The organism is Curtobacterium flaccumfaciens UCD-AKU (genome assembly GCF_000349565.1).
Classification (GTDB): Bacteria; Actinomycetota; Actinomycetes; order Actinomycetales; family Microbacteriaceae; genus Curtobacterium; species Curtobacterium poinsettiae.
Map to the genome: position 1 here is coordinate 11,117 of NZ_APJN01000003.1, position 19,993 is coordinate 31,109.

Annotated in this window: 15 protein-coding genes; 9 read left to right on the plus strand and 6 right to left on the minus strand. The window is 72.1% G+C overall.

Annotated elements, in window-relative coordinates; translation table 11 throughout:
- Positions 1-31: 31 nt before the first annotated feature.
- From H489_RS20135 to H489_RS20145, 3 genes are all read right to left on the minus strand, one after another.
- Positions 32-1,006: a zinc-binding dehydrogenase gene (locus H489_RS20135; protein WP_031259002.1), complete on the minus strand. Its 975-nt coding sequence runs from the start codon at positions 1,004-1,006 to the stop codon at positions 32-34.
- 27 nt (positions 1,007-1,033) lie between these two features.
- Positions 1,034-1,456: an organic hydroperoxide resistance protein gene (locus H489_RS20140; RefSeq protein WP_017885422.1), complete on the minus strand. Its 423-nt coding sequence runs from the start codon at positions 1,454-1,456 to the stop codon at positions 1,034-1,036.
- Positions 1,457-1,556: 100 nt separating this feature from the next.
- The gene (locus H489_RS20145) at positions 1,557-2,027 is read right to left on the minus strand and encodes a MarR family winged helix-turn-helix transcriptional regulator (RefSeq protein WP_017885423.1); all 471 of its coding nucleotides are present in this window, start codon (positions 2,025-2,027) and stop codon (positions 1,557-1,559) included.
- A gap of 104 nt (positions 2,028-2,131) precedes the next feature.
- On the opposite strand from H489_RS20145, the gene mvk reads away from it, so the two are divergent.
- From mvk to H489_RS20190, 9 genes are all read left to right on the plus strand, one after another.
- On the plus strand, positions 2,132-3,115 hold the full coding sequence (gene mvk / locus H489_RS20150; RefSeq protein WP_017885424.1) for a mevalonate kinase: 984 nt from the start codon (positions 2,132-2,134) through the stop codon (positions 3,113-3,115).
- Positions 3,109-4,122: a diphosphomevalonate decarboxylase gene (mvaD, locus tag H489_RS20155; RefSeq protein ID WP_017885425.1), complete on the plus strand. Its 1,014-nt coding sequence runs from the start codon at positions 3,109-3,111 to the stop codon at positions 4,120-4,122. The genes mvk and mvaD overlap by 7 nt, the downstream gene beginning before the upstream one ends.
- Positions 4,119-5,201, plus strand: coding sequence for a phosphomevalonate kinase (locus tag H489_RS20160; RefSeq protein ID WP_017885426.1), 1,083 nt, complete (start codon positions 4,119-4,121; stop codon positions 5,199-5,201). The genes mvaD and H489_RS20160 overlap by 4 nt, the downstream gene beginning before the upstream one ends.
- Complete coding sequence (locus H489_RS20165; protein ID WP_017885427.1) at positions 5,194-6,258, plus strand: hypothetical protein; 1,065 nt, start codon at positions 5,194-5,196, stop codon at positions 6,256-6,258. The genes H489_RS20160 and H489_RS20165 overlap by 8 nt, the downstream gene beginning before the upstream one ends.
- Complete coding sequence (locus tag H489_RS20170) at positions 6,255-7,418, plus strand: hydroxymethylglutaryl-CoA synthase (RefSeq protein WP_017885428.1); 1,164 nt, start codon at positions 6,255-6,257, stop codon at positions 7,416-7,418. The genes H489_RS20165 and H489_RS20170 overlap by 4 nt, the downstream gene beginning before the upstream one ends.
- A gap of 196 nt (positions 7,419-7,614) precedes the next feature.
- Positions 7,615-8,082 carry a hypothetical protein gene (locus tag H489_RS20175; protein ID WP_017885429.1) on the plus strand — a complete coding sequence of 156 codons (468 nt, stop codon included), beginning with the start codon at positions 7,615-7,617 and terminating at the stop codon, positions 8,080-8,082.
- The gene (locus H489_RS20180) at positions 8,082-8,987 is read left to right on the plus strand and encodes a hypothetical protein (RefSeq protein ID WP_017885430.1); all 906 of its coding nucleotides are present in this window, start codon (positions 8,082-8,084) and stop codon (positions 8,985-8,987) included. The genes H489_RS20175 and H489_RS20180 overlap by 1 nt, the downstream gene beginning before the upstream one ends.
- A 4-nt stretch (positions 8,988-8,991) precedes the next feature.
- Complete coding sequence (locus H489_RS20185) at positions 8,992-10,182, plus strand: alpha/beta hydrolase family protein (RefSeq protein ID WP_017885431.1); 1,191 nt, start codon at positions 8,992-8,994, stop codon at positions 10,180-10,182.
- Between the two features lie 8 nt (positions 10,183-10,190).
- The gene (locus tag H489_RS20190) at positions 10,191-10,586 is read left to right on the plus strand and encodes a hypothetical protein (RefSeq protein WP_017885432.1); all 396 of its coding nucleotides are present in this window, start codon (positions 10,191-10,193) and stop codon (positions 10,584-10,586) included.
- A gap of 362 nt (positions 10,587-10,948) precedes the next feature.
- Here H489_RS20190 and H489_RS20195 read toward each other — a convergent pair whose 3' ends face one another.
- The 3 genes from H489_RS20195 to H489_RS20205 form a co-directional block, all read right to left on the minus strand.
- Positions 10,949-12,739 carry a sulfite reductase subunit alpha gene (locus H489_RS20195; protein ID WP_017885433.1) on the minus strand — a complete coding sequence of 597 codons (1,791 nt, stop codon included), beginning with the start codon at positions 12,737-12,739 and terminating at the stop codon, positions 10,949-10,951.
- Complete coding sequence (locus H489_RS20200; protein WP_017885434.1) at positions 12,736-18,306, minus strand: glutamate synthase-related protein; 5,571 nt, start codon at positions 18,304-18,306, stop codon at positions 12,736-12,738. The genes H489_RS20195 and H489_RS20200 overlap by 4 nt, the downstream gene beginning before the upstream one ends.
- A 340-nt stretch (positions 18,307-18,646) precedes the next feature.
- Positions 18,647-19,942, minus strand: coding sequence for a bifunctional glycosyltransferase family 2/GtrA family protein (locus H489_RS20205; protein ID WP_017885435.1), 1,296 nt, complete (start codon positions 19,940-19,942; stop codon positions 18,647-18,649).
- Positions 19,943-19,993: the final 51 nt, after the last annotated feature.

Below are 19,993 nucleotides of genomic sequence, written 5' to 3' on the forward strand. Positions count from 1 at the left end.
CTGGCACCGGGCCTCCCGTCCTGTGGTCGCGCTACGGGCGCAGGAGCACCTTACCGACGCGGCCGGCGGTGTCGCTGGCGCGCACGGCGTCGCGGACCTGCTCGAAGGCGAAGGTCTCGGCGACGGGGAGCGTCAGCGAGCCGTCGAGCACGCGGGTGATGAGCTCACCGAAGAGCTGGCCCTTCGTCTCGGCGGGCATCGTCTTGCTGACGACGGAACCCCAGAAGCCCTTCACGGTGAGCTGGCCGAAGATGACCTTGCCCGACGGGATCTCGAGCGTCGGCGACGCCATCGCGCCGAAGACGACGAGGGTGGCGTTCTCGCCCAGCACCGAGGCGATGTCGCCGGCGGCCTTGCCACCGACGGACTCGACACCGGCGATGATCGGGGCGCCGCCGGTGATCGCGGCGACCTGGTCCTGCCAGTCGTCGGCGTCGGTGGCGACGATGCGCTCGATGCCCTGCTCACGGAGCTCGTCGACACCGGCGGCGCGACGGACGAGTCCGATGACGTTGATGCCGCGTGCGGCACCGAGCTGGGCGACCATGCGACCGACCGCACCGTTGGCGGCGTTCTGGATGATCCAGTCGCCCTCGTGCAGGTCGAGCGAGTGCAGCAGGCTGATGGCGCTGAACGGCATCGAGACGAGCTGCGCGGCGGCCTCGTCGGTCATCGCGTCCGGCACCGGCACGAGGCCTGCGGCGTTCGCGGTGTAGTACTCGGCCCAGACGCCGAAGGCACCACCGGCGACGCGCTGGCCGACCTGCAGGTTCGTGACGCCCTCGCCGAGCGCCTCGACTACGCCGAGTGCCTCGGTGCCCGAGGCGGCGGGCAGCTCCGGCTTGAAGCCGTAGGTGCCGCGGACGGTCCACAGGTCGTGGTTGTGGATGGGGGAGAGGACCGTGCGGACGAGGACCTCGCCGGCGGCGGGCGTCGGGACGGGGCGCTCCTGCACCTCGAGGACGTCGGCGGGCTCGGCGAACGTCTCGTGGACGACGGCGCGCATGGTGGTGGGGGTGGTGGTGCTCATGGGTCAGTCCTCCGAGACGACGATGGTGACGTCGATGTTGCCGCGGGTCGCGTTCGAGTAGGGGCAGACCTGGTGGGCTGCGTCGGCGAGTGCCTGGGCCTGGTCGTGCTCCAGGCCGGGGATGACGACCTCGAGCATGACGGCGAGCTGGTAGCCACCGTTGCCGTTCGGGCCGATCTGCACGCGACCGCCGACGGACGAGTCGGTGATCTTCACCTTCTGGCTGCGGGCGACGCCCTGCAGTGCGGAGTGGAAGCAGGCGGCGTAGCCGGCTGCGAAGAGCTGCTCGGGGTTCGCGCCGTTGCCGGAGCCACCCATCTCCTTCGGGATGGCGAGGTCGAACTCGACCGTGCCGTCGCTCGTTGCGACGTGGCCGTTGCGGCCTTCGCCGGTGGCCAGGGCCTCGGCGGTGTAGAGGGCTTCCATGGGGTTCCTTCCTTGTGGGGCGGATCGTGCAGTTCGGGGTGTGCGGCGTGCTTCCGCGCTCAGCGACAGTTCACGGGCACACGTCGCCGTGAGGTGTCGCTCAGCGCGGAACGGCGTCAGAGCCGGCGGCGTCGCGCTCGGGATCGGCCGCCGTGTGCATCGTCTCGGTCAGCCGGTGCAGCGTCGCGATGAGCTCGGCAGCGGCACGTTCGTCGGCCAGGCCCATCCCGGCAGCGATGCGTGCGGGGATGCCGCTCAGCTCGGACCGTAGTTCGCGGCCGCGCTCACCGACGGTGACGGTGACGACGCGTTCGTCGGTGCTGCGGCGCTCGCGGCGGACCAGGTCGCTCTGCTCCATGCGGCGGAGCAGCGGCGAGAGGGTGCCGGAGTCGAGCTGCAGGTGTTCCCCGAGGCTCGAGACGGTCTGGTCACCCTCGACCCACAGGGTGACGAGCACCAGGTACTGCGGGTACGTCAGGCCCCAGGGTTCGAGCATCGTGCGGTACGCCTGCGTGGTGGCGCGGGACGCCGCGTAAAGGGAGAAGCACACCATCTCGTCGGTCACGGGCATGTGTCCACACTGTCACGCAACCCAGTTGTGCACAACTCGATGCAGCGGATGCCCAGCTGACGAACACGCCGACGGCCCGTGCGGTTAGGCTGACGTGACCCACGATGACCAGCTGCGACCTCGACAACACCACGACCCCCGGCAACGGATCGGCGTCGTCCCACGGCAAGACGATCCTGATCGGTGAGCACGCCGTGGTGTACGGCGCACCCGCTCTCGTCCTGCCGGTGCTCGACGCGCGGGTCGTGGCGACGGTCACCCCGGTCGCCGCCGACGCCGAGCAGCCCGGTCACAGCCTGCAGTCCACCGTGCACACCGGCCCCCTCGACCTGGCCCCCGCTGCCGTGATGCCGACCGTCACCGCGGTCACCGCGACCCTGCGGCACTTCGGGGTCACCGACCGGCACTTCCACGTCCGGGTCGACAGCGAGGTCCCGACCGCCCGCGGCATGGGCTCGAGCGCCGCGGTCGCCGCGGCCGTGACCGCCGCCGTCGCCGACGCGCTGGGCGAGACACTCGACGTCGAGACCCACCACGAACTCATCCAGGAGTGCGAGCGCGTCGCCCACGGGCGTCCGTCGGGCCTCGACGCCCGGGGCGTCGTCGCGTCCGCGCCGGTCTGGTTCGAGGCCGGGCACATCGAACCCGTCGCGCTCGGCGCCCGGTTCACCTTCGTCGTCGCAGACACCGGCGTCCCCGGGCACACCAGGGAAGCCGTGTCCGCGGTCCGAGCACGCCACGACCAGGACCCGGCCGGTGTCGGCGCCGTGATCGACCGGATCGGCGCGCTCGCCCGGCGGGCACGGGGGACACTCGAGGACGGCGATGCCCAGGCTCTGGGTGTCACCATGGACGCCGCGCACGACCTGCTCAGCACACTCGACGTGTCGAGTGACGACCTGGGCCGGCTCGTCGACGCCGCACGCGCTGCGGACGCCCTCGGCGCGAAGCTCACCGGCGGCGGGCGGGGCGGGTGCGTCCTCGCGCTCGCCGCGGACGACGACCACGCGGACCGCATCGCGGCCGCACTCCGCGCTGCAGGGGCCGCAGCCACCTGGACCACCACGATCGGAGCCCGCGCTTGCTGACAGCCACCGCCGTCGCGCACCCCAACATCGCCCTCGTCAAGTACTGGGGGAAGGCAGACGCGCAGCTCGCGCTGCCCGCCACGGGCAGCGTCTCGATGGGGCTCGACGTGTTCCCGACGACGACCACCGTCACGGTGGACGGCGGACGGGAGGCGCTGGGCGCACGGGGAGACACGTTCACGCTGAACGGTCACGTCGTCGACGACGGGGCGCTGGTGCGCGTGCAGCAGTTCCTCGACCTGGTGCGGGAGCTCGCCGGCAGCGACGGCCGCGCGTCAGTCGTCTCCGAGAACACCGTGCCGACCGGTGCCGGGCTGGCCTCGAGCGCCTCCGGCTTCGCAGCGCTGGCCACCGCGGCCGCCGCGGCATACGGCCTCGACCTGTCGCCGCGCGACCTGTCGCGTCTGGCCCGTCGTGGTTCGGGTTCGGCCACGCGCTCGATCCCCGGCGGTGTCGCCGTCTGGCACGCCGGCGACGACCAGGGCTCCTTCGCCGAGCCGATCCCCGCTCCGCCGATGGCCATGGTCGTCGTCACGATCGACGCCGGCCCGAAGCCGATCGGGTCGCGCGAGGCCATGCGTCGCACCATCGCCACGTCGCCCTTCTACCCCGCCTGGGTCACCTCGACCACCGAGACCGTCGGTGACATGCTCACGGCCTGTGCGGCCGGCGACTTCACCCGCATCGGCGAGATCACCGAGAGCAACGCGCTCCGGATGCACGCCACGATCGAGGGCGCCTTCCCGCCGATCCGCTACCTCAACGCCCGCAGCGTCGCCGTGTTCGACGCCGTCGCCGAGCTGCGTGCCGGCGGGGTCGAGGCCTACGCCACGGCCGACGCCGGCCCGAACGTCGTCGTGCTCACGAAGCCGCAGGACCGGTCGGCCGTCGCCGGGGCGCTCGCGTCGCTGGGCGACGTCATCGAGTCCGGCACCGGACCTGCCGCGCGGGTGCTCCGCTCCGAAGAGACCGGGAGCAATCCCGACCAGAAGGAGTCCGCGCAGTGATCGAGTTCCGTGCACACGGCAAGCTGTTCGTCGCCGGCGAGTACGCCGTCGTCGAGCCGGGCCAGCCGTCCGTCCTGATCGCCCTCGACCGCGCCATCACGGCGAAGGTGCGCGAGGGCCACGGCGCGGGCAGTGTGCACTCCGAGGAGTACGGGCACCTCCCGCTCACGTGGACCCGTGCCGAGGACGGCCTGGCGCTCGACCGCGAGCACCACCCCTACGACTACGTGATGGCCACGATCGACCTGGTCGAGAAGCTCCGCGCCGAGCGCGGCATCGCCCCGCGGTTCCACGACCTGCGCATCGAGAGCCAGCTCGACGACGCCAGCGGCCGGAAGTTCGGACTCGGGTCCTCGGCCGCGGTGACCGTCGCGACCGTCGGTGCCCTCGACCGCTTCTACGGCATCGGTCTGACCCAGCGCCAGCGCTTCCAGGTCGCCCTGCTCGCGACGATCCGGGTCAACCCCCGGGCCTCGGGCGGTGACCTCGCCGCGAGCACGTTCGGCGGGTGGCTGCGCTACAGCGCCCCGGACCGCGAGCGGCTCGCCGCCATGCTCGGGGACCACGCGGTGTCCGCGATCCTGGCCGACGCGGACGCGTGGCAGGGCTTCGACGTCCAGCGGCTCCCCGCCCCCGAGAACCTGCAGCTGCTCGTCGGCTGGACCGGCTCGCCCGCGTCCACCACGAAGCTCGTCGACGTGGTGCGTCGTCACCGCAACGGCGGGTACCAGGCGTTCCTCGACGAGAGCCGCAGCTGTGTCGACGACCTGACCACGGGCCTCCAGACCAGCGACGCCGAGCGCACGCTCGATGCCCTCAAGCGTGCACGCGTGCTCATGCAGCGTCTCGGTGACTCGGTCGGGTCGCAGATCGAGACCGAGCGGCTCGCGACCCTGTGCGACGTCGTCGAGGCGGCTGGCGGGGCGGCGAAGCCGTCCGGTGCCGGCGGCGGCGACTGCGGCATCGCGCTCGTCCCGGCGGACACCGACCCCGCCGGCATCCACCGCGCCTGGGAGGCGCACGACATCAGACACCTCAGCGTCGCGGTGCGAGCACCAGAAGGAGCCCTCGATGAGTGACCTGCTCACACCGATCCCCACCAAGTGGGTCGGTCCGATCCGCGTCAGCGGCAACGCCGTGCAGGGGGAGCACGAGGTCCCCCTCGCCACCTACGAGTCGCCGCTCTGGCCGTCCGTCGGCCGCGGTGCCCGCATCTCCCGCATGGTCGAGGACGGCATCGTCGCGACCGTCGTCGACGAGCGGATGACCCGTTCCGTCGTGGTCCGTGCCGACAGCGCCGCCGCCGCCCACGTCGCCGCCGGGCAGATCCTGGCACGCCAGGACGAGCTCGCCGCGATCGTCGCCGGCCAGAGCCGGTTCGCCAAGCTCATCGAGGTGCACCCGGAGATCGTCGGGGACCTGCTGTTCCTGCGCTTCGCGTTCACCACGGGCGACGCCTCCGGCCACAACATGGTCACCCAGGCCGCGGACAAGCTGCTGCCGGCGATCCTGGACTGGCAGCCGGGCCTGCGGTACGTGTCGGTGTCGGGCAACTTCTGCACCGACAAGAAGGCCACCGCGGTGAACGGCATCCGTGGCCGCGGCCGCAACACCATCGCCGAGATCGTGATCCCGGGCGAGGTCGTCGAGAAGCGCCTGCGGTCGAGCACCGCACGCATCGTCGAGCTCAACATCGCGAAGAACCTGATCGGGTCGACGATCGCCGGCGCCATCCGCTCGGCGAACGCGCACTACGCCAACATGCTGCTCGGCTTCTACCTGGCCACGGGCCAGGACGCCGCCAACATCGTCGAGGGCTCGCAGGGCATCACGAGCGCCGAGGACCGCGACGGCGACCTGTACTTCGCGACCTCGCTGCCGCACCTGATCGTCGGCACGGTCGGCAACGGCAAGGGCGGCGACCTGCCCGTCGTCGAGGACGCCCTGGTGCGCCTCGGCTGCCGCGACGACCGCGAGCCGGGGGCGAACGCCCGCCGCCTCGCCGGTCTCTGCGCCGCCACGGTGCTGTGCGGAGAGCTCTCGCTCCTCGCCGCGCAGACCAACCCGGGCGAGCTGATGGCCGCCCACGTCGCCATGGAACGCCGTGGCACGAAGCCCGCAGGCGGTGCAGCATGAGCGGCGTCGGCATCCACGACATCGCGATCGCGACCGGTCACCACGTGCTCGAGCTCGACGACCTGGCCGAGCGGCTCGGCGTCGACCCGGCGAAGTACCACGTCGGCATCGGGCAGGACGCGTTCAGCGTGCCCGCCCCCGACGAGGACATCGTCACGATGGGCGCCACCGCTGCGAAGGAACTCATCGACCGGCACGGCGTCGAGGGCATCCGGACGGTGCTGTTCGCCACCGAGTCCGGCGTCGACCAGTCCAAGGCCGCCGGCGTCTACGTGCACGGTCTGCTCGGGTTGCCGAAGGCCGTCCGCGTGGTCGAGCTGAAGCAGGCCTGCTACGGCGGGATGGCCGCGGTGCAGCTCGCGCTCGGCATCGTCGCCCGCGCCCCGCACGAGCGGGTGCTCGTCATCGCCGCCGACGTCGCGCGCTACGACGTCGACACCGCCGCCGAGCCGACCCAGGGTGCCGGTGCCGCCGCGATCCTGGTGTCCGCCGACCCCGACCTGATCGAGATCGAGCCGGCCGCCGGCGTCTACACCGCCGACGTCGACGACTTCTGGCGGCCGAACGACCGCTCCACCGCGCTGGTCGACGGACGGCTGTCCGTCAGCGCCTACGTCGACGCGTTCGTCGGCGCGTGGGACGACCTCGCCGAGCAGGGCGGGCCGGCGTACGAGGACATCGTGCGCTTCGTCCACCACCAGCCGTTCACGAAGATGGCGCTCAAGGCGCACCGGAAGCTCACGCAGCACGTGGGCGTGCCGTTCGACGAGTCGGAGCTGTTCGTCGGGTTCACGTACAACAAGCAGACCGGCAACACGTACACGGCGTCGCTCTGGATCGGGCTCGCCGCACTGCTCGACCTCGACGAGCACCTGGCGGGGGAGCGCATCGCCCTGTTCAGCTACGGCTCGGGCAGCGTCGGCGAGCTCATCACCGGTGTCGTCCGGCCCGACTACCGCGAGCACCGCCGGGTCGGTCGGGTGCGCGCGCTGCTCGGCGCACGCGTCCCGCTGACGGTCGACGCGTACCGCGAGCTGCACGCAGCCGGCGCCGCCACCAGCGAGGACGTCGAGCGTCCGCGCGTCACGACCGCGCCGTTCCGGTTCGCGGGTGTGCGCGGTGGCGCGCGCCACTACGAGGCGACGACGCAGCAGGCGTAGCCGGCGTAGCCGGCGTCGCCGGGCTGCTCCCGCCCCGCGGACCCGGCGCACGTGCCGGCACCTGTCGCTTCCGCGGACCGGACTGGAGGCCCGTGGCGGCGCCGCCACGGGCCTCCAGTCCGTCCACCGGTCACGCCGGCGGTCTCGTGCACGAGGGCGAGGTGCCGGTAGTCTTGCCGCGGAGATCGGAGGGTCGATGGCGGAGCAGCTGGGCGCGTCCGGCGCCGTCCGTGCCCTCGTCGCCACCCTGCCCCGCGCACCGCACCTGTCCGACGTCGTCACCGGCGTCGGCACGATGGTCGGCAAACCCACCCGCGTCGTCGACGTCGACGGTCCGAGCTGGGGGCCGCTCACGGCGCTCGTGTCGCAGTTCGAGCACGAGAACCTGGTGCTCGTGCCCGCCGGGGCGCCGCCGCTCTACCGCATGCACTGCGTGCTGCACGAGCTCGGGCACCTGGTGCACGGCGACGTCGGCACGCCGACCGCGTCGTCCGTCGCCGAGTTCGCCGCCGGGGGCCACGTGTGCCGTCGTGCGCTCGACGCCGACTCGGGGCTCGTGAGCATCTCGGACGACGACGAGCACTTCGCCGAGCGGTTCGCGTACGAACTCGCGACCGTCCTGCTCGCCGGTGCCACGGGCGCGGACGAGCGGGCCTACGGCTGATGGCAGCACTGCACGCCGCAGCCTTCTGGTTCGCGGCGCTGATCTTCCTCGCCCGCACGCCGTACGTGCTGCGGAACCCGCGCGGCCGGGCGGCCTGGGGTGCCACGGGTGTCGGCGCACTCGGGCTCCTGACCCTGGGCAGCGTCGTGCCGCAGACCGTGCTCGACGGCGCACTGGGCGGCTCGAACCTGATCAACCTGGTGCAGAACGTCTGCGCGGCCGTGGCGTTCTGGCTGATGCTGCGGGCGAGCACCGACGACCTGCCGGAACGCCCGATGCTGGCGAAGCCGGTGGCGCTGCTCGTCGTGGTCGTGGCGTTCACGGTGCCGTTCCTGCTGGTCGAGGAGCGCGGCGGTACCGACTTCGACTTCATCGTGCACGGGATCGCACAGACGCCGATGTGGTTCTACGCGACCGTCTACATGGTGAGCGTGGGGCTGATCGCCGCGACGACCCTGCGACGCGGGGTGCTGCAGAACCCGGTGGCGCTCGTGGTGTTCCGCGTCGGGCTGGCCCTGGTGGTCCTGGCGAGCGTCGACGAGGTCGCCTCGCTGACGGCGGACCACTTCGGGGTGTTCCCAGCCGGGGTCCGTGACGGACTGCGTCTCGCCTTCGACCCGCCGTTCTACCTGGGCATCGTGTTGATCGTCGTCGCGATGGCCTCGTTGACGTTCCGGCGGTGGGGGCGTGACCTGCGGCACCGCGGGCACCACCGCCACCTGCGCCGCATCGCGCGCCGGCACGAGGTCCGCGCGGTCGAGCGGCCGGGCGACCCGCAGGCCCGGACCTACGACCTGGTCATCGCGATCCGCGACGCCGAGGTGCAGGGACGGACCCTCGACGATGCCGAGCTCGTCCAGGTGCGGGCGGCGGAACGGACCCTGACCCGGAGCCTCGGAGGATGACGGCGTGACGATCGTGTGGTGGGTGCTCGGTGCGCTCGTGGTGCTGGCGGTGGCGGCGCTGCTCGTCCTGCTCGTGGTGCGGAAGGTCGTCGGCCGGATCGTGCTGCCCGGCGGCGACCGCTGGACCCCCGTGCTCGGGTCCGACGCCGACTCCGTCCGGCTGCCGATCACCGACGACACCGTGCGCCCGGGGGAGTACGGCCTGTGGCACGACGGTCCGGGCCACACCACCGTCGGGCCGGTGCTCGAGATCGACGAATCCGCCGGGTCGGTGCGGCGGGCCGTGGTGCGGACGACCGGCGCGGTGTCGTCGCGGGTGCGGTGGAGTGGGCACGTGCACCCGGACCCGGCGGCGATGGAGGTCGACTGGTCCGAGGTGTCGCTGTCGACGCCGGTGGGGCCGGCGCCGGCGTGGGTGGTGCGGCCGGGCCCCGACGGCGCGGCGGACGGCGGAGCGGGCACGGACGCCCCCGCCGTCCGCAATGCCGCCCGGACCTGGGCGGTCCACGTCCACGGGATCCGGACGACCCGGGTCACTGCGCTCCGGACCGTCCCCGCGGCGCTCGAGCTCGGCTGGACGTCGATCGTCCCGTCGTTCCGTGGCGACGGCGAGGCCCCGTGGGAAGGCCGGGCCTCGCACCTCGGTGCCCGCGAGTGGGCGGACGTCGAAGCGGCGCTCGACCACGCCGTCGCGAACGGCGCCGAACAGCTCGTCCTGGTCGGCTGGTCGATGGGCGCGACGATCACGCACGAGCTCCTCGCCCGCTCGGCGCACCGCGACCGCCTGGCCGGGATCGTGCTCGTCTCCCCCGCGCTGGACTGGTCGGTGGCGGTCCGGTCACAGGCCCGCCGTGCTGGTCTCCCCGGCATCGTCGTCTCGGCCGCCCTCGGTGCGATGGCGACCCCGGTCATCTGCCGGCTGGTCGGGCTGCGGGAAGCCGTCGACGTCCGGGCCCTCTCCTGGTTGCGCGCACCCCGGGCGCTGCCACCGACCCTGCTCATCCACTCCGCCGGCGACACGACGGTGCCGTTCTCGGCCAGCCAGGAGTTCGCCGAGGCACACCCGGGCACGGTGACGCTGGCGGTCAGCGAACCGGCCGAACACGCGTGGGAGCGCAACGTCGACGCCGTCTGGTTCGACCGGACGATCACGACCTGGGCGTCGAACCTCGCGCACACCGCGGCACAGGAGTAGAAGGAGCCATGGGCCAGCTCATCTACGACGGGCAACCGCTCGACCTGCGGATCGACGACCGCGCGCTCACACACCTGCAGATCGTCATCGTCAACATGCTCCGGCGCGACCACCGTTTCGCGTTCTCGTGGAAGGACGACGTCATCCACGGCAACGGTCGCAGCACGATCTGGTTGCACCCGAGCGTCAGCCTGCACTTCAAGTTCACGGGGAGCCGGGTGCCGTCGATCAACCGCAGCTGGCTCGAGGACCTCTACGCATCGGCCACGTCGGGGTCCGGGCTCGTGCTGACACCGGAGCCGACGGACACCAGCACGGCCGACGACTCGGCGTGGTCACGTGCCGTCGCACCCGGGGACGCGGACGACGCTTCGAGCACTCCGAGCGGTACCACAACACGCTGATCTGGGTCAACGGGTTCCGGTCAGTCCGTCCGAGCCGTACGCTTTCTGTACCGCGGTACAGAGTCGTCCCCCGCACCGGAATCCAGGGATCCGGTGTTGACCTGTCCCGCGGCAGGAGGGGGACCCGAATTGACCGTGACGCACTGCGAGTCCGGCACCGACCAACCATCGGTGCTCTGGGCGAGCGAGCGAGGTGAGTCCCGGATCAGGGGATTCGCCGCTCATGCGACCGGCGCCGTGCGCCGGGACCGCCACGTCACGGTGCTGGGCTCGCCGATCGGTCTCGACCGACCGGCGCTCCTCCGGGATCGCCCCGGCCATCGGATTCGGGTTCCGTGGCCGGGGCGGTCTCTCCGCTCGCCTCAGTAGACGTCACGCACGTACCGCTTCGCGCGACGCATGTCGGCCAGGTACGCCTGCGCGTCGTCCTCGTCGCGCCCGCGACCGGTGCGGATGACCTGCAGCAGCGCGGCCTCGACGTCCTTCGCCATGCGTGAGGCGTCGCCGCACACGTACACGTGGCCGCCGTCCTCGAGCCAGGCGAACAGCTCCGCCGACCGTTCGAGCATCCGGGTCTGCACGTAGACCTTCTCGGCCTGGTCGCGCGAGAACGCCAGGTCGAGGCGGTCCAGCACGCCCTGTTCCTGCAGCTCGGTGAGCTCGTCCTGGTACACGAAGTCGGTGTCCCGGTGCTGGTCGCCGAAGAACAGCCAGTTGCGCCCGGTCGCACCGGACACCGCGCGCTCGTGCAGGAACCCGCGGAACGGCGCGACTCCGGTGCCCGGACCGATCATGATCATCGGCGCCGACTCGTCCGCCGGTACCCCGAACGACGCGTTCGGCTGCAGGTACACGTCGACGGTGCCGTCCGGGTCGACCCGGTCGGCCAGGAACGTCGACGCGACGCCGGCGTACATCCGGTGCGGGTCGCCGTAGCGCACCGACGCGATGGTCAGGTGGATGCGGTCCGGGTGCGCCAGCGGGCTCGACGAGATCGAGTACTGGCGCGCCTGCAGCGGCCGGAGGTTCGGCAGCAGCTCGTCGAGTCCGGGGGCAGCCGACCCGGCGTCGCGGAGCAGGTCGAGGACGTCACGTCCCCACAGCCAGCGGTCCAGCTCGTGCTTGTCGCCGTGCGCCACGACGGCTGCGAGCTCGCTCGACGGCGCGCGCTGCACCAGGTCAGCGATGAGGTCCTTCGAGGGCGTCCGGATCTCGCGGTCGGTCCGCAGCACCTCGCTGATCGGCCGGCCGTCGAACGCCTCGCCGCCGTTCGCGCCGACCTGCTCGAGCAGGTCCGCCACGAAGACCTCGTCGTTCACCGGCACCACCGCCAGGGCGTCACCGGCCGCGTACTCGATCCCCGAGTCGCCGAGGTCGAACTCGTAGTGCCGGATCTCCTTCGCGCTGCGCGGCGAGGAGAGCAGCCGGTTCTCGACCAGGCGCGACGGGTACGGGTTGCGCTTGTTCCACTGCGACCCCGGCCGGGAGGCACGGCTCGCGCCCGCCCCGCCGGTCGCGGCTGCACCGTCGCCGGTGCCACCGCCCGTGGCAGCGTCGGGTGCAGCCGTCGCGCCGGTCTCGGCGGCCAGGCGGTCGAGGACCGCAGCGGTCCACAGTGCGGCCGCGTCCTCGAAGTCGACGTCGCAGTCCACGCGGTCGTGGACCCGCGTCGCGCCGAGCTGCTCGAAGCGGGTGTCGAGGAGCTTGCCGGCCTGGCAGAACTCGTCGTAGCTCGTGTCACCGAGCCCGAGGACGGCGTACTGCAGCCCCTCGAGCCGCGGCACCGTGCTGGCCTGGATCGCGTCCCAGAACAGGCCGGCGTTGTCGGGCATCTCGCCCTCGCCGTAGGTCGAGGTGACGACGAGCACGTGCGACATCTCGGCGAGATGCTCGGGCGTGACGGCGTCGAGCGCGCTGGAACGGCCACCGAGCCCGCGGGCCCTTGCGCCGGCGACGAGCTCGTCGGCCAGGAACTCGGCGTTGCCGGTCTGGGTGCCGAAGAGCACGTCGATCGTCGTCGTGGGCGCGCTGGCCGCGACCTTCTTGCCGGCGGCGGCGATGCCCGCGATGAACCCGGCGAGCCAGGACTCCTGGGCGGCGGAGAACGGTGCGTCGACGGGGATCAGCGACCCGGTCGGGGGGAGCAGGCTCACGCGGTCACCGCCTCGGTCGGCGCCTGCGGTGCACGGCGCGCGATGTCCTCGAGCGCCGCGGTCGCGAGCAGCTCGTCGAAGCGTGCCTCGCGGACGCGGCCGTCGTTCTGGGCGTTCTGGTGCATGATCCACCCCGTGGTGCCCGGCGCGTCCATGCTGCGGTTGTTCCGCTGCGTGAGCGCGCGCTTGTAGTCGTCGAGCCGCTTGATCGCGATCAGGGTCGCGAGCTGGTCGTCGGCGAACCGGTCGAGCGTGCCGCGCAGGTACTTCACGACGCGCTGCTTGACGGAGAAGTCCTCGGTGAGCACGAGGTTCTTGACGGCGTCGGCGACCCGCGGGTCGGCGGCACCGGACGCGCCGGGGACGCGCTCGAGGGCGACGTCCTGGGCGACCCCGAGCACGGTGTACGACGACAGCAGCGAGAACATGTCCTCGCCCTGGTCGCCGAGCGCCGGGGCACGGCCGTCGAGCACCGTGCGCTGGTCGCGGTAGTCGAGCTTGAACGCGCGGAGCTTGTCGGTGGCGATCGAGGTCGCGAGCTCGTCGAGGAGCTCCGGCCGGGTCGCCGCCGCCAGGATCTCGCCGGCGTCCTGCGTGAGCAGCAGGGCGCGGGGCATGCCGACGAACACGTGTGCGCGTGCGGTGTCCCACTCGGCGAGCAGCCGCTCGGCCAGGGCCGAACCGGTCGCCTCGAGGTGCCACTCGAGCAGCAGGCGGGCGGCGGACTCGTGGAACGCACCGCGCTCGGTGTCGGTGACGGGGAACACCAGGAGCGAGTCGGTGCTGGCACGCTCGCCGACCTGGCCGGACGGGTCGTACTGGTACAGGAACCCGCCGGACATGCCGTTCCCGAGGCCCTTGCCGAACGCGCCGAGGTTGAACACGGCGCCGCCGGTCATGTACTCGCAGCCGAAGTCGCCGAGGCCCTCGACCACGGCGGTCGCGCCGGAGTTGCGGACGGCGAACCGGTCGCCGGCCTCGCCCTCGACGAAGGTGCGGCCGCCGGTGGCCCCGAAGAGCGCGAAGTTGCCGACCAGCACGTTGCCGCCCTGTTCGGCACTGCCGCCACCGGGGGCACGGACGATGATCCGTCCGCCGCTCTGGCTCTTGCCGACGCCGTCGTTCGCGGTGCCGGTGTGCTCGAGCACGACGCCGTCGTTGTTGAAGACGCCGTAGGACTGCCCTGCCGATCCCTGCGTGCGGATCGTGACCGCGCCGTCCACCAGCCGGCGGCGTCCGCGGTCGTCCGTCGTCACGGCGGGCAGGCCCTGCACGTCCTCGGAGCGGAGCTCGTGGTTGAGCAGGCGCTCGAGGTCGATGCCGAGCTGGCCGCCGACCGACTTGTCGCTGTTGCCGAGCAGCACACCGTGCACGAGCACGTGCTCCTGCGCGTGGTCGACCAGGGCGGTGCGGACGCGCTCGAGCAGGGCGTCGTCGGTGTGGAAGTCCTTCTCCAGGTACTCCGGGTCGGTGACGACCTTCTCGGGCACCTGGGCGAGCAGGGCACGTGCGTCGAGCCGGCCGACGCTCGCCGGGTGGTCGAGGAGCTGCAGCAGGTCGGTCCGGCCACGGGCCTCGCGCAGGGAGCGCAGGCCGAGACGGGCCAGGATCTGCCGCACGTCGTGCGCGATGTTGAGCAGGTACTGCGCGAGCGCGCGGGGGTCGCCCTCGAACGCCTCGGCGTTCGTGGTCAGGCCCGCCGGGCACTTCACGTTGCAGTTCTTCGCCATCACGCAGCCGAGCATCATGAGCGCGGTCGTGCCGAACTCGAAGCTGTCGCCGCCGAGCAGGGCGCTGGTGACGACGTCGCTGCCGGTCTGGTGCGCACCCGAGCAGCGGAGCGTGACCTTCTGGCGCAGGCCGTTCGCGACCAGGGCCTGGTGCACCTCGGCGACGCCGATCTCCGCGGAGCGGCCGGCGTACTTCAGGCTGGTGACGGCCGCGGCCCCGGTGCCGCCGGTGTTCCCGGCGACGTTGATGACGTCCGCGCCGGCCTTCGCGACACCGACCGCGATGGTGCCGATGCCCTCGGACGAGACGAGCTTCACGATCACGCGGACGCGGGCGGCCTTGCAGTCGTGGATGAGCTGCGCGAGGTCCTCGATCGAGTACGTGTCGTGGTGCGGCGGCGGCGAGATCAGCTCGACACCGGGCGTGCCGCCACGGGCCGCGGCGATGTCCACCGTGACCTTGGGCGCGGGCAGCTGGCCACCCTCGCCGGGCTTCGCACCCTGACCGATCTTGATCTCGAGCTCCTCGAGCATGGGGTCGGCGAGGTAGCCGGCCCAGATGCCGAACCGGCCCGAGGCGAACTGCTTGATGCGCGAGCCGCGGATGGTGCCGTAGCGGGAGTGGTGCTCGCCGCCCTCACCGCTGTTCGACATGCCGCCGACCATGTTCGTGCCGTGCGCGACGGCCTCGTGGGCGGTGGCGACGAGCGCGCCGTGGCTCATCGCGCCGGACGCCAGGGTCCGGGTGATCTCGTGGGCCGGCTGCACCTCGTCGAGCTCGACGCTCGCCGGGGCGCTCTGCAGCAGCGCGAGCAGCGCGACGGCCGCACCGGTGGCGCGGAGCGTCACCTGGGTGTCGTCGACGGCGTCGACGTCGATCTGCCCCGGGTGGAGCAACGCGAGGCCGTCTGCCAGGGCTGTGTGGCGCAGGGCACCCGTGGTCCCCGTCGAGGTGAGCTCCAGGCGGAACCGCTCCGTTCCTCCCGGCAGGTCCTGGTCGTCCGACGGACGCGAGCCGGACAGCCCGCGCACGGTGACGCTGGCGTTGCCGCTCGTCGAGAAGCGGCCGAGCTCGCGCGCGAAGTCCTCGGCCGTGTCGATGCCCGTGACGTCCGCGGGCAGGGCGAGCACGTCGCGGAGCGCGGCGGGGCGGCGGGACCGCTCGTCGTGCGTGGTCTGCAGGAACGTGACGTAGCCCGGCGTGATGCGGTGCGCGTCGATCTCGGCCTCGCTGAGGCGGTCGTACCCGGTGTTCCGGTACGCGGCGTCGGTGATGCCGAACGAGTCGTCGAGCTGGCGGAGCGTGAGCAGCCGCAGCGCGTCCGAGTCGCCGGAGCGCTCGAAGGCCGGGCGCTCCTCGGTCATGCCGCCGAACCCGCGGACGCTCGCGACGCCGAACGAGTGGCCGGCGCCGTCGGAGCGTTCCTTGAACAGGCCGAGGAGCGGGACCTGACCCTCGGACGCCACCGAACGGGCACGCTCGTGCCAGTCCGTCGCCGCCTGGGCGATGCGCACGAAGCCGACGCCGCCGACCGGGGCCTGCATGTGCGGGAAGACCCGTGCGAGCACGTCGTCGCCGGTGTCGAGGTAGTTCGGCTCGAAGAACTCGCCGCCGATGTAGCTCTCGGCGGTGCACAGGCCGACGCGGCCCATGGTCTTCGCCAGGGCCTTCTCGGCGGCCTTGCGGAACTGCTTGAGTGCCAGGTCGGTCGCGGTCAGCTCACCGGCGGGTGCGGGCGCGGCGGGGTACTTCTCCTCCGCACGCAGCCGTGCGCTCAAGCTGTACACAGCGGCGGCACCGAAGCCGAGCGCGGTCGCGACGTGGTGTGACGATGGCAGCTGACCGCTCTCCGCGACGACGGACACCCGCAGGCGCAGACCGGTCTCGATGAGTCGCTGGTTGACGGCCGCCACGGCCAGGATCACGGGGAGGGGCGCATGGGTCGACGACACCTCGCGGTCGGTCACGACCGCGATCCCACCACCACGCGACGCGAACGCCTCGATCGCGTCGCACAGGGCGTCCAGTGCGCCGCGCATCGCGTCGGCGTTCGCCTGCTCGTCGGCGGGCACCGGCACGTAGAGCATGTCGAAGCGCTCGAGCGGCACGATGTCCTGGTCACGCAGCCGCACCATGTCCAGGTGCCCCAGGATCGGCGACTGCACGACGAGCTGCCGGCCCGTTGTGCCGGTGCCGTCCGGCTTGGCGCCGAGTGCGACGCGCATCGACATGCCGTCGGCTTCGCGGATCGAGTCGAGCGGCGGGTTCGTCACCTGGGCGAAGCGCTGCGAGAAGTACTTCGCCATGCCGCCCTCGGTGTCGCTCAGGGCGTTGATCGCGTTGCCGTAGCCCATCGCCGAGATGCGCTCCGACCCGTTCTGCAGCATCGGGTCGAGCATGAACCGGAAGCTCTCCTGGTTCAGCGAGTACGCGACGTACCGGCCCGCGAGCGACAGGTCGCCGTCGTAGCCCAGGGTGTTCCTGGTGCGCTCGTAGGCGGGCGCGGGCAGGTCGTCCAGGTTCACGCGGGCCGCGTCGAGCAGGGTGCCGTAGTCACGGCGGGCCGCGAGCATGCGCAGCACCTCGCCGGTGCGCATGCAGGATCCGGTGCGGTGGTCGACGACGAGCATGCCGCCGGCCTCGATGCGGCCGCGGTGCACGACCTCGTCGGCGGCGAACTCGACCTGGCCCGCCTCGGACGACACCATCAGGTACTCGGCCGTCTCGACGGTGCGCAGCGGGCGCAGGCCCAGACGGTCCAACCGGGCACCGACGACGTCACCGTCGCTGAAGATCACGGCCGCGGGGCCGTCGTTCTTCTCCTCGTACAGCGAGAAGTACTCGAGCATGTCCCGGACGTCGGGGGTCAGGGTGCGGTCGTTCTCCCACGCCGGGGGCATGAGCGAGACGACGGCCTCGACGATCTCGAGCCCGTCGTCGAACACACGGCTCTGCAGGGTCTGGTCGAGCCGGCTCGAGTCCGACTGCCCGGGCGGACGCACGATGCTCCGGGTGCGCGCACGCGCGAGCGCCTCGTCCGACAGCCGGTTCTTCCGGTCGGTGTTCAGCTCGCCGTTGTGCGCCATCAGGCGGAACGGCTGCGCCATCGTCGGGTGCGGCTCGGTGTTCGTCGAGAACCGGGTGTGGAAGTACAGCGTCCGCACCGAGTGCCGGGGGTCACGCAGGTCGGTGAAGTACCCGATCACCTCGCCGGAGTTCAGCCGGCCCTTCAGGATCTGGGTCCGGGCGCTGAGTGACAGCGGGTACAGGGCGGCGTGCTCGGCACGCTCGGCGGCGGCCTGGGCGTAGGACACGGCCTCGATGGCGAGCAGGGCACGGTTCGCGGCGGCGTCGACCTCGGTGCGGTCCCAGTCGGACGGCGCACGGAAGACCCACTGCACGATCGGCAGCTGGTACTGCTCGGCCTCGGGGCGCGCGACCGAGTGGTCGACCGGGACGTCACGGACCAGCAGCAGCTCGAAGCCCTCGGCCGCGATGGCGTCCGAGACCGTCTGCTGGGCACGGGTGCGCTCGTCGGCGCCGTCCGCTCCGGTGCCACTCGGCACGAAGCAGTTCGCGACGCCGAAGTGCCCGGCGCGCAGCTGCTGACCGGTGATGGCGCTGAAGAACTCCACCGACAGGTCGATGCTGACGCCCGCGCCGTCACCGACACCTTCGGCGGACTTGCCGCCGCGGTGCGGGATGGAGCACAGCGCTTCGTCGCCCTTGCGGATGACGTCGTGGCTCGGCGTCCCGTCGAGACGGGTGATGAAACCGACGCCGCAATCGCTCGATTCGCGGGCAGGGTCGTAGAGACCGAAGGGTGTGGGGTTCACGTGCGGGTCCAGTGGGGCGTTGCCGGCAGCGGACGGCGCGGGCTGCATCGATGGAGCGCTCGCCGCGGGCAGACCGATGGTGGCAGTCGGGCCCTGTGGGGTGGTGGTGCGGTAGGGCGATGCTACGGCTTGGTATACCGACCGTGCAACACGGGTGGTCCGGGCGTGTGACGGGGTCGCACCGTGCGGGTCTGTTCGGCTGGTGCGAGGTTGCACGCTCGGTGCGAGTTCGTAGCGCTGCACGGAGCGTGCAACCTCGCACGGGATGGCCGACGCCGCACGGTGCGGCGTGCCGCGGGCGCCGTGCAACCTCGCACCGGGTGGGTGACCCGGCACGGTGTCAGGCCGCTCGCTCACCGGTTCGGTCGCTCACCGCGATCGGCTCCGTGACTGCCGTGCTCGCGTCGGCGGCGGGGGTCGTCCCGGGGCGGACGCGCTCCGGGTGACGGCGGCCGGTGCGGAACACCCACGCCTTGAAGAGCACGAAGCGCACGCACGTCGCGAACAGGTTCGCGGCCGTCAGCACGAGGATCTCCGTGCCGTGCGAGGCTCCCGGCGTCGTGCTGTGCAGCACCACGAGCGACCCCGACGTGATCGCCCAGGCGACGCCGAAGACCACCAGCCCCTGCACGTGGTGTCGCCCGGCTCCGGCGCGGCCCCGCACGCCGAACGTGAGCCGCCGGTTGAGGGCGGTGTTGCCGATCGCCGTCAGCAGCAGGGCCAGGAAGTCCGCGGTCTGCGCTCCGATCGCCGGCCGGAACAGCGCGTAGAGCACGGCGAACGCCACCGTGGAGAGCACCCCGATCGCCCCGAACCGCAGCAGCTGCCCGAGGAACCCGACGTGCGGTGGGGTGAAGGGGCGGCGGCCGATCGCCTCGTACACGGCGCCGATGGGAACCCGACCCGTGGCGATGCCCCGCGAGACGCGCCACATGCCCTTCAGGTCCGCGGTCGCGGTCGACGCGATGTGCACCGACGAGTTGACGTCGTCGACCCAGTCCACCGGGACCTCGTGGATGCGCAGTCCGGCGTGCTCGGCCAGCACCAGCATCTCGGTGTCGAAGAACCACGCGTCGTCCTCGCAGAGCGGCAGCAGGTGGTCGGCCGCGCGCTTGGTGACGGCCTTGAAGCCGCACTGCGCGTCGGAGAACGACACCCCCATCGTGGACCGGAGCAACAGGTTGTACGAGCGGGAGATGAACTCGCGCTTGCTGCCCCGCACCACCCGCGACGAATCCGCCAGCCGCGTCCCGATCGCCAGGTCCGAGTGCCCGGAGAGCAGCGGCGCGACGAGTGGCTCGAGGGCCGCCAGATCCGTCGACAGGTCCTCGTCGACGTACACGAGCACCGTCGCCGGGGACGCGGCCCACACGGCCTTGAGCGCACGACCCCGGCCCTTCTCGGGTAGGTGGACCGCGTGCACGCCGGGGAGCATCGCCGCGAGGTCGTCGGCGATCCGGGCGGTGTCATCGGTCGAGGCGTTGTCCGCGATCGTGATGCGCCACGAGTGGTGCAACGACGTCCGGCAGAACGTGTGCAGCCGCCGCACGTGGGCGGCGAGTGTGTCCTGCTCGTCGTAGCAGGGGACGACGATGTCGATGTCGAGGGGCTGGTCGGTCTCCGTCATGCCGCTCATGCTCGGGAGCCCGGCTACGGGGGCCGGAGCAGGGCCCTGTGTCCGGGGTAA

Coding starts and splice junctions, on each gene's coding strand:
- H489_RS20135 (WP_031259002.1), bottom strand. CDS start 1,006: ATGCGCGCCGTCGTCCACGAGACGTTCGCCGAGCCCGCCGACGTCCTC.
- H489_RS20140 (WP_017885422.1), bottom strand. CDS start 1,456: ATGGAAGCCCTCTACACCGCCGAGGCCCTGGCCACCGGCGAAGGCCGC.
- H489_RS20145 (WP_017885423.1), bottom strand. CDS start 2,027: ATGCCCGTGACCGACGAGATGGTGTGCTTCTCCCTTTACGCGGCGTCC.
- mvk (WP_017885424.1), top strand. CDS start 2,132: ATGACCAGCTGCGACCTCGACAACACCACGACCCCCGGCAACGGATCG.
- H489_RS20165 (WP_017885427.1), top strand. CDS start 5,194: ATGAGTGACCTGCTCACACCGATCCCCACCAAGTGGGTCGGTCCGATC.
- H489_RS20170 (WP_017885428.1), top strand. CDS start 6,255: ATGAGCGGCGTCGGCATCCACGACATCGCGATCGCGACCGGTCACCAC.
- H489_RS20175 (WP_017885429.1), top strand. CDS start 7,615: ATGGCGGAGCAGCTGGGCGCGTCCGGCGCCGTCCGTGCCCTCGTCGCC.
- H489_RS20180 (WP_017885430.1), top strand. CDS start 8,082: ATGGCAGCACTGCACGCCGCAGCCTTCTGGTTCGCGGCGCTGATCTTC.
- H489_RS20190 (WP_017885432.1), top strand. CDS start 10,191: ATGGGCCAGCTCATCTACGACGGGCAACCGCTCGACCTGCGGATCGAC.
- H489_RS20205 (WP_017885435.1), bottom strand. CDS start 19,942: ATGAGCGGCATGACGGAGACCGACCAGCCCCTCGACATCGACATCGTC.